This window comes from Nocardioides sp. NPDC023903 (genome assembly GCF_040639295.1).
In the GTDB taxonomy this organism is placed as follows: domain Bacteria; phylum Actinomycetota; class Actinomycetes; order Propionibacteriales; family Nocardioidaceae; genus Nocardioides.
On the sequence record NZ_JBEZZS010000018.1, the window covers coordinates 110,241 to 119,459 of the forward strand.

The following is a 9,219-nucleotide window of genomic DNA, read 5'->3' on the forward strand; positions in this document are numbered from 1 at the left end:
GCACGGGCCAATTCCACCCCACTCCGACAGGCCATTCGACCGATGCTCCCCGTGACCCTCGACCGCACCTCCAGCGAGCCGCTTCCCGCCCAGCTCGCCGGCCAGGTCCGCGCCCTGGTCGTCGCCGGCACGCTCGGGACCGGCGACCGGCTGCCCTCGAGCCGTGCGCTCGCGGCAGACCTGGGCGTCTCGCGCGCGGTGACCGAACAGGCCTACGACCAGCTCACCGCCGAGGGCTGGCTCGAGGCCCGCCGCGGATCCGGGACGTACGTCACCGCGACCCGCACCACGACCACCGCAGCAGCGCCCCAGGTGACATCTCGGCCGACGCGGTCGACGTCTCGGCCGACCGGGGTGACGTTTGGACTGGACACGGGGACGCCGTTCTTCGACCCGCGCTTGGAGCCGGGGTGGCGGCGGGCTTGGCGGGAGGTTTCGGTCGCCACTCCCCCACGTGGCTACGACGATCCGCGGGGGCTGCTCGAGCTGCGCGAGGCGCTGGCGGCGAGGCTCGGACGCACCCGCGGTCTGGACCTCCATCCCGACGAGATCATCGTGACCGCCGGCACCACCGACGGGCTCCGCGCGCTCCTTCCCGAGCTGCGCCCAGGTCCGGTGGCGGTGGAGGATCCGGGATACCGGGCGGCGGCCGAGACGGTGCTCACCTACGGACGCGAGGTCATCGACCTGCCCGCCGTGGAGACGGTGGGCGACCTGGGTGATGCTGTGGCTGCGTACGTCACTCCGGCGCATCAGCACCCGCTGGGACGCGTCATGCCGGCGGCCGACCGGCTGGCCCTCCTCGAGGCCGCGAGACGGGCGGACGCGGTGGTGATCGAGGACGACTACGACTCGGAGTTCCGCTACGACGTCGCGCCGGTGCCCGCGCTCGCCCGCCTCGACCGCGGCCGGGTGGTCTATCTCGGCACCGCGGCGAAGTCGGTGGTCCCGACGCTGCGCCTGGGCTGGCTGGTCGCGCCGCCCGACCTGCACGAGCTGATCCTGCGCCGCCGCACCATCACCCATGCCGGAGCCGCCTGGCCCTCGCAGCGCGCACTGCTGACGCTGCTCCGCGACGGCTGGCTCGACAGGGCCGTACGCTCCGCCCGCCGCGTCTACGCCGAGCGCGCCCCGAGGGTGGCCGAGGCGATGAGCCCCTACGCCACGCTCGCCGGCCCGCTCGCCGGCATGTACTCCACCTGGCTGCTGCCCGAGGCGGACGCGCGCAGAGCCCGCGACGCCGCCCGGGCGGCCGGCTTCGAGATCAACCTGCTCTCCACCTACGCCCGCACCAGCGGCCTGACCGGCCTGGTGATCGGCTTCGGCGGAGTGACCGACGCCGAGCTCGATCGGGCGCTCGCCGCGCTCACCGGGGCCCTCGCGCGCTAGCGACCCGGCGCGTCGTCCTCGATCAGGTCGAAGAGGTTCTCCAGGCTGTCCGGGTCGTCCTCGCCGCCGCCGATGGCCCACCCAGAGCTGGTACGCCGCAGCTGAGCGCCCACCAGCCGGCAGGATTCCCCGGCCTTGTGCGCGTAGTGAGCCGTACGCGTCCGCGGCCGCCGCAGCACCAGCGCGTTCCCGCACGCCGGGCACAGTGCCCAGTCGGTCGGCGTCTCGTCCGTCGCCATCTGCAGCTCGTCGCGCTCCTCCACGGCAGCCAACCTACCTGGGCTCGGCCTCTTCCCCGGCGCTTTCCTCAGCGCTTTCCTCGGCGTCTTCCTCGGCGGCGATCCGGTCGAACGCCTCGAAGGCCGCGGCACGCTCGCTCTCGATCTTGCGACCGAGGATGTCGGCCATGCCCCACAGGACCGCGAAGATCACGCCGACGACGAACATGATCGGGATCAGGAAGCCCATCGCGATCGCCACGACCTGGAGTGCCCAGCCGACCCAGTAGGCCCAGGGGCGACGCAGCATTCCGGCCACCAGGATGCAGGCGACGAAGAACCCGAGGCCCAGCGGGAGCGCCAACCCTGGAGAGACCCCGCCGATGGAGATCATCACGGGTGCGGCCAGCGCGACCGCGAGTCCCTCCATCGACACGATCGCGGCGCACATCCCGCGCCGCGGCGACTTCTCCCGCTCAGTCGCCATCTGCGTCCGCCTCCAGATAGGCCGCCAGCTCGGGGTCCTCGGTCGGCACGACCTTGGCGGTCGCAGCCGACCCGGAGGCCGGGCCGCGGGAACCCAGCAGCGTACGCGCCTCCCCGGCGGTCACCACGGAGCCGGTCACCAGCACCGCACCCTCGGAGATCGAGCCGCCGCCGGAGGACTCCGACAGGCCGATCGCGGCGTCGATGGCGTCGGCGAGGCGGGGCACCACCGAGACCCGTTCCTCGCCGTAGAGGTCGACGGCAATCTTGGCGAGCTCGACCGCGGGAAGGGCTCGCTCGGTGGAGTTCTGGGTGACGACGAGATGCTCGAGCACGGGCTCGAAGACCGCGAGCAGGCCCTCCACGTCCTTGTCGCCCATCACGCCGATGACCCCGACGACACCGGAGAACGAGAAGGAGTCCTCGAGCGCGGCGACCGTGGCCTCGGCACCAGCCGGGTTGTGGGCCGCGTCGAGCAGGACCGTCGGAGACGACCGCATGATCTCCAGCCGCGCCGGCGAGTCGACCTTGGCGAACGCGTCGCGCACGAGCTCGTCGGCCAGCACGGTATCGCCCAGGAACGCCTCGACCGCAGCCAGCGCCGTCGCCGCGTTCTGCGCCTGGTGGGCGCCGTAGAGGGGCAGGAAGAGGTCTTCGTACTCCCCTCGCAGCCCACGCAGCGTGAGGATCTGACCGCCCACCGCCGGGGTGCGGGACACGACACCGAAGTCGGTGCCCTCCCACAGCAGCCGGGCGCCGACCTCCGCCGCGTGCTGGTCCAGCACCGCGGCGACCTCGACGGACTGCTCGGCGATCACGGCGACCGAATCAGGCTTGATGATCCCGGCCTTCTCGCGCGCGATGGCGACCGGGGTATCACCGAGGTACTTCGCGTGGTCGACCGCGATCGGGGTCACCACGGCGACATCGGCGTTCGCGACGTTGGTCGCGTCCCAGCCACCGCCCAGCCCGACCTCGACAACGGCCACATCGACCGGCGCCTCGGCGAACTTGGCGTACGCCATCCCGACCATGGACTCGAAGAACGACAGCGGGTACGGCTGGTCGTCGTCGACCATGCCGAGGTAGTGGGCGACGTCGTTGAACGCGGCCACGAACTCGTCGTCGGTCAGCGGCTCGCCGTCGATCGAGATCCGCTCGTTGATCCGCTCCACGTGGGGCGAGGTGAACCGCCCCACGCGCAGGTCGAGGGACCGCAGCAGCGTGTCGATCATGCGGGAGGTGGAGGTCTTGCCGTTGGTGCCGGTCAGCTGGATGATCCGAAATGCGTTCTGCGGATCACCGAGGATCTCGAGCAGGGCACGGATTCGGTCCAGGGACGGCTCGAGCCGGGTCTCGGGCCAGCGCGACTGCAGCGCTTCCCAGACCTCCTCGATCGTGGCCGCCAGACGCGGCGCGGGAGTCTCACTCATCGGGTCGAGTCTATGGTGTAGGCGCTTCCCAGCGAATTGCCAGACCCGGTACCCTCCCACTCATCTCGGACTGAACCCCATCCCCCCACAAGGTCCACCATTCATGCGTACGCTCCGGGCTGCTCTCGCGGTCATGTTCCTGGCCGTTGCCTACGTCCTGGCTGCCTTCGCGCTGGTCGGTCAGCAGATGGCCCCACGGCGGCGCCCCCGGACCTCAGGCGACCCCGGCGGGCTCGTCCTCACCGAGCAGGACCAGCCCGGGCTGTGGGCGGAGGTCCGCGACCTGGCCGCCACCGCGGGGACCCGCGCCCCCGACGAGATCCGGCTGGTGCCAGAGGTCAACGCGGCGGTCAGCGAGGAGACCAGCCTGCTCGGGCTCAGGACCGGGACCCGGCGGATGTTCCTCGGCGTACCTCTCCTCCAGGGCCTCTCCCGCAACCAGCTCCACGCGGTGCTCGCCCACGAGCTCGGCCACCACAGCACCAGCCACACCCGGCTCGGTGCCCTGATCCACCGGAGCCGGCTGGCGATCGCCGAGGTCGCCGCCGGGCTCTCCAACCCGCTGGTCAAGCGGCCGTTCCGGACGTACGCCCGTCTCTTCTTCTCCCTGACCGGCCCGCTCGCGCACGCCCATGAGATCGACGCTGACAAGCTCAGCGCGACGGTCGCCGGGCCGCGGACCGCGGCCATCACGCTGCGCACCCTGCCCGCGCTCGATGCCGCCTGGCACATCTATCTGGAGCAATACGTCGAGGCCGGCACCCACTACGGCCTGCGGCCCACGCGCTTCTTCGACAACTTCAGCAACCTGATGAGCGACCCCGAGCGGCTCGAGGAGCTCGCCAGGATCAGCGCGGCGCCACCCGAGTCGAAGACCTCGGCCTACGACTCGCACCCACCGCTGTCGGAGCGGATCGAGCGGCTGGAGGCGATGGCCTCCGCGGAGGAGGCGGACAAGTCCGGCAACGCCGCCAGCATCCTGCGCTACCCGTCACAGAATTTCCTCGCGCTCGAGGACAAGACGTTCGCCGGCTCGGGCCTGACCCCGGCGCCGATGGCCGAGATCGTGAGCGTCGCCGGCGCCCGTGCCGCGGCCATCAACGCCGAGGCACTGCTGAACGCGATGCAGGAGAACCAGATCGTGCCGGCCACCGTCCGCGGGGCCCTCGACCTGATCGCCTCGGGCAACCTCGACACGCTCCTGGACCTGGTCGAGGTCGAGTCCACGACCCCCGAGGACGACACCGCGACGACGAAGCGGAGGGTCATCGCCCGGCTCCTCGGTGCCGCCATCGCCCACGAGCTGGTCGGCGAGGACAAGGCGCGATACGAGCTCAGCTGGGCCGGTCCGTGGCGGCTGGTCGACATCGCCGGCCAGGAGGTCGACCCCGAGGACCTCGCCTACGAGGCCCTCGGCTCTCCCGGCTACGCCGCCGCGCTGCGCGCCTGGGTGCACCAGCTCGACGCGCAGGTCGACAACGAGGCGCAGGCGCAGACCGCCGCCGAAGTGCCCGCCCCGATGCCTCCGGACGGCTACATCGGCGCCTTGGCCCCCATCTCCGGCGACGGCTTCCGTACGCTGCTGGTGACCGACACCGGCCTGATGCTGCTCAAGCCCTCCGGCTCCGACCGCCTCGCCACCGGCCTCGCCTCGGTGACCTCCGGCTCGCCCGGCAGGAAGCTGATCCAGCGCGCCCTGGACAGGTCACCCGCCGAGCTGGCCACCGCGTCCAATGCCGCCTACGTCCCCTGGGACGAGATCCGCGCCCTCCACCTCAAGCAGAGCAGCAGCGGCCGCCGCTCCGCCGACATCACCACCGCCGCCGGCAAAGGCTGGTCGCTGCGCTGGACCAACGCCGCCGAGGTCGAGGGCCACATCTGGCCGGCCGTCGACCACTACCTCGGCCGCCGCTTCACCGTCGACTGAACCGCCGAGTCGGCTCGTTAGAACGAGCCGACTCGGCGGTCAGGGGACGATCGTGTGGTTGGCCATGTCGACGACGGGGCGGTAGCCGATCTTGGCGTAGACGTGGTTGGAGACGGGGTTGTCGACGTCGGTGAACAGGCACAACCGGCTGCCGTCGGCGCCGAGAAGACGTGAGGCCTCGGCCGTGACCGCGGTGCCGTAGCCGTGACCCCGCTGCTCCTTCGGCGTGTAGACCGGCGCGATCCGGATCACGCCGTGCGCCGGCAGGGTCGCGCCGACGAGGGACACGACCTCGCCGTCGACCTCCCACAGCAGCAGGAACTCCTCGTCGATCCGGCGCCGCACCTCGTCCTCGCCGACGGCAGCGTGCTCGTGGGCGTACGCCTTGTTCGAGGATTGCTCCCGGGCCGCGTGCCCGAAGTCGGCCAGCCACTCACGGCACAGCTCGAGGTCGTCGTACGTCGCCGGGCGGGCGTGCCCGGGCACACCGGACGGCATCACCAGCGTGCCGAGCTCGTGCAGCCGCGACGCCATCGCGACGCTCACCCGCCCTCCCGCGAGCCGCGCGGTCTCCTCGGCCACCGTCCGGGCCGCCGGGAGCGCGCCGTTGGCCCCACCGGCGTACTCGCCCCTCGCATGCAGCGCACGCGCCAGCTCCAGCGCTGCCGGCTCGGGCATCGGGCAGACGTAGAGCGGGTACGGCTCGAAGTTGGCCGTCCGCATCGCCGCGCCCACGACCCGGTCACCCTCGCGAGCGACCGCGAACCAGCGGTAGGGCCCCTCCTGCTCCATCCGGGTCGCCTTCTCGGCGTTGGTGGCGAGCACGTTGGCGGTCACCGGCTCGCCAGCGAGATAGTCCTTGGCGACAGCGAGGAACTCGGCTGCGTCGGTGAAGAAGTCGATGGTGCCCATGACCGAAGCATGGCGAGTGCGCAACGCCGGTCTCAACCGGTTTCGCGCCAGCCGCCGCGCGCCCATAGGATTTGGTCCCATGACTGAGACCACGCCCACGCAGACCGCACCGGAGACGACTACGCCCGCTGAGCAGCGCGTAGTCGCCGTACCGGACAAGCCGGTCCTCGAGGGCCTGGAGGCCAAGTGGGCCGAGCAGTGGAAGAACGACAAGACGTACGCCTTCGACCGCACCCAGCCGCGCGAGAACGTCTACTCGATCGACACGCCGCCGCCAACCGTCTCCGGCAGCCTGCACGTCGGCCACGTCTTCTCCTACACCCACCCCGACCTGATCGCCCGCTTCCAGCGGATGAACGGCAAGTCGGTCTTCTACCCGATCGGCTGGGACGACAACGGCCTGCCGACCGAGCGCCGGGTCCAGAACTACTTCGGCGTCCGCTGCGACCCGAGCCTCCCCTACGACCCCGACTTCACCCCGCCTGAGAAGCCGGACCCGAAGCGCCAGATCTCCATCAGCCGGCCGAACTTCGTCGAGCTGTGCAACCAGCTGGTCGTCGAGGACGAGAAGGTCTTCGAGGACCTGTGGCGCACCCTGGGTCTCTCGTTCGACTGGGACCAGCAGTACACGACCATCGGCAAGGTCTCCCAGACCGCCTCGCAGAAGGCGTTCCTGCGTAACCTGGCCCGCGGCGAGGCCTACCTGCAGGAGGCGCCGACCCTGTGGGACGTCACCTTCCAGACCGCGGTCGCCCAGGCCGAGCTGGAGGCGAAGGACTACCCCGGCTTCTTCCACCGCGTCGCCTTCCACCGCGCTGACGGCACCCCGGTCCACATCGAGACCACCCGCCCCGAGCTGATCCCGAGCGTCGTCGCGCTGATCGCGCACCCGGACGACGACCGCTACAAGGACCTGTTCGGCAGCACCGTCACGAGCCCCATCTTCGGCGTCGAGATCCCCGTCCTGCCCCACGAGGCCGCCGAGATGGACAAGGGCGCCGGCATCGCGATGTCCTGCACCTGGGGTGACCTCACCGACGTCCAGTGGTGGCGTGAGCTCAACCTTCCGGCCCGCGCCCTGATCGGCCGCGACGGCCGCTTCTCCCGCGAGACCCCGGAGTGGATCACCACCGAGGCCGGGGTCGCGGCGTACGAGGACCTGAAGGGCAAGACCGTCCACTCGGCCCGCGAGGCCGTCGTCGCGATGATCCGCGAGTCCGGTGACCTCGACGGCGAGCCCAAGAAGACCCAGCGGATGGCCAACTTCTACGAGCGTGGCGACAAGCCGCTCGAGATCGTCGCCAGCCGGCAGTGGTACATCACCAACGGTGGCCGCAACCCCGAGCTGCGTCAGCAGCTGCTGTCCCGCGGCGGTGACCTGACCTGGCTGCCCGAGCACATGCGCCACCGTTACGACAACTGGGTCGGCGGCCTCAACGGCGACTGGCTGATCTCCCGCCAGCGCTTCTTCGGCATCCCGTTCCCGGTCTGGTACGCACTCGACGCCGAGGGCAACCCCGACTACGACAAGCCGCTGCTGCCCAGCGAGGACCAGCTCCCGATCGACCCGTCCACGGACGTCCCGGCCGGCTACGAGGAGGCGCAGCGTGGCAAGCCCGGTGGCTTCCTCGGCGACCCGGACGTCATGGACACCTGGGCGACCTCGTCGCTGACGCCCCAGATCGCCGGCGGCTGGGAGGCCGACCCCGACCTGTTCAGCCGGGTCTACCCGATGGACCTGTGCACCCAGAGCCACGAGATCATCCGCACCTGGCTCTTCGGCCGCATCGTCCGCGCCCACCTCGAGGACGGCACCGTCCCGTGGAGCCACGCGATGATCGCCGGCTGGATCCTCGACCCCGACCGCAAGAAGATGTCGAAGTCGAAGGGCAACGTCGTCGTCCCGACCGAGATCCTCGAGAAGTTCGGCGCCGACGCGGTTCGCTGGCGTGCCGCGTTGACCCGCCCGGGCATGGACTCGCCGTTCGACGAGACGCAGATGAAGGTCGGTCGCCGCCTGGCGATGAAGATCCTCAACGCCTCCAAGTTCGTCCTCGGCAACGTCGGCGCGACCACGCTGAACCCGGTCGCGATCACCCAGCCGGTCGACTGCGCGCTGATGGCCCGCCTCAAGGAGACGATCACCAAGTCGACCGACGCCTTCGCGGCCTACGACTACTCCACGGCCCTGGAGGCCTCGGAGAAGTTCTTCTGGGAGTTCTGCGACGACTACCTCGAGCTGGTCAAGGAGCGTGCCTACGACGAGGACGGCGGTCTCGCCACCGAGTCCGCGCGCGCGACGCTGGCCACGGCCCTCCACGTCCAGCTGCGCCTGCTGGCGCCGTTCCTGCCGTACGTCACCGAGGAGGTCTGGTCGTGGTGGCAGACCGGCTCCATCCACACCTCCTCGTGGCCGCGTGAGCTCGAGCTCGGCACCGCTGCCGCCGCCGACCCGGCTGCGCTCGACGCCGTCGCGGCGACCCTGACCGGGATCCGTGGCGCGAAGTCGACCGCGAAGGTGAAGATGCGCCACCCGCTGGCCAAGGCCGAGGTCACCGGCCCGGCGAAGCTGGTCAAGGACGCCGAGGCCGCCGCGCCGGACCTCAAGCGGGTCGGCAACATCGTCGGCGATCTCTTCTTCACCGTCGACGAGAACGCCACCGAGATCTCGGTCACCGCCGAGCTGGCAGAGGTCGCCGAGGAGGCCTGAGCCTCAGGCCGACAGAGCCCGAACGACGGAGCAGGCCCCGGACCGCGATGCGGTCCGGGGGCCGCGGGCTGGCACACACCCACCCACCCCCCCGCGGGGGCCAAAGGGAGAGCGGGGGGGGGGGGCAGAGGGTTTAGACCGATG

Annotated in this window: 7 protein-coding genes; 3 read left to right on the forward strand and 4 right to left on the reverse strand. The window is 71.0% G+C overall.

Going from position 1 to position 9,219, the window contains the following annotated elements:
* Positions 1–42 precede the first annotated feature (42 nt).
* Positions 43–1,389: a PLP-dependent aminotransferase family protein gene (locus AB0F44_RS18920; protein ID WP_357357985.1), complete on the forward strand. Its 1,347-nt coding sequence runs from the start codon at positions 43–45 to the stop codon at positions 1,387–1,389.
* On the opposite strand, the gene AB0F44_RS18925 is transcribed toward AB0F44_RS18920, so the two are convergent.
* The 3 genes from AB0F44_RS18925 to AB0F44_RS18935 are packed head-to-tail and all read right to left on the reverse strand — an operon-like array spanning position 1,386 to position 3,526.
* Positions 1,386–1,652, reverse strand: a complete 267-nt coding sequence (locus tag AB0F44_RS18925; RefSeq protein WP_357357987.1) for a competence protein CoiA family protein — start codon at positions 1,650–1,652, stop codon at positions 1,386–1,388. The genes AB0F44_RS18920 and AB0F44_RS18925 overlap by 4 nt on opposite strands.
* Before the next feature lie 10 nt (positions 1,653–1,662).
* Positions 1,663–2,094 carry a DUF4233 domain-containing protein gene (locus tag AB0F44_RS18930; protein ID WP_357357989.1) on the reverse strand — a complete coding sequence of 144 codons (432 nt, stop codon included), beginning with the start codon at positions 2,092–2,094 and terminating at the stop codon, positions 1,663–1,665.
* Positions 2,084–3,526, reverse strand: coding sequence for a folylpolyglutamate synthase/dihydrofolate synthase family protein (locus AB0F44_RS18935; protein ID WP_357357991.1), 1,443 nt, complete (start codon positions 3,524–3,526; stop codon positions 2,084–2,086). The genes AB0F44_RS18930 and AB0F44_RS18935 overlap by 11 nt, the downstream gene beginning before the upstream one ends.
* A gap of 103 nt (positions 3,527–3,629) precedes the next feature.
* On the opposite strand from AB0F44_RS18935, the gene AB0F44_RS18940 reads away from it, so the two are divergent.
* The gene (locus AB0F44_RS18940; RefSeq protein ID WP_357357993.1) at positions 3,630–5,453 is read left to right on the forward strand and encodes a M48 family metallopeptidase; all 1,824 of its coding nucleotides are present in this window, start codon (positions 3,630–3,632) and stop codon (positions 5,451–5,453) included.
* Positions 5,454–5,492: 39 nt separating this feature from the next.
* Here the strand turns inward: AB0F44_RS18940 and AB0F44_RS18945 are convergent, their stop codons facing one another.
* Positions 5,493–6,365: a GNAT family N-acetyltransferase gene (locus tag AB0F44_RS18945; RefSeq protein ID WP_357357995.1), complete on the reverse strand. Its 873-nt coding sequence runs from the start codon at positions 6,363–6,365 to the stop codon at positions 5,493–5,495.
* A 79-nt stretch (positions 6,366–6,444) separates the two neighbouring features.
* Here AB0F44_RS18945 and valS point away from each other — a divergent pair, with 79 nt between their 5' ends.
* Positions 6,445–9,075 carry a valine--tRNA ligase gene (gene valS / locus AB0F44_RS18950; RefSeq protein ID WP_357357997.1) on the forward strand — a complete coding sequence of 877 codons (2,631 nt, stop codon included), beginning with the start codon at positions 6,445–6,447 and terminating at the stop codon, positions 9,073–9,075.
* The last annotated feature ends 144 nt before the right edge of the window (positions 9,076–9,219 follow it).

What these genes read in the sequence shown, in the direction of transcription:
- AB0F44_RS18945 (WP_357357995.1), bottom strand. Translation starts at nt 6,365, where the DNA reads ATGGGCACCATCGACTTCTTCACCGACGCAGCCGAGTTCCTCGCTGTC.
- AB0F44_RS18940 (WP_357357993.1), top strand. Translation starts at nt 3,630, where the DNA reads ATGCGTACGCTCCGGGCTGCTCTCGCGGTCATGTTCCTGGCCGTTGCC.
- AB0F44_RS18935 (WP_357357991.1), bottom strand. Translation starts at nt 3,526, where the DNA reads ATGAGTGAGACTCCCGCGCCGCGTCTGGCGGCCACGATCGAGGAGGTC.
- AB0F44_RS18930 (WP_357357989.1), bottom strand. Translation starts at nt 2,094, where the DNA reads ATGGCGACTGAGCGGGAGAAGTCGCCGCGGCGCGGGATGTGCGCCGCG.
- AB0F44_RS18920 (WP_357357985.1), top strand. Translation starts at nt 43, where the DNA reads ATGCTCCCCGTGACCCTCGACCGCACCTCCAGCGAGCCGCTTCCCGCC.
- valS (WP_357357997.1), top strand. Translation starts at nt 6,445, where the DNA reads ATGACTGAGACCACGCCCACGCAGACCGCACCGGAGACGACTACGCCC.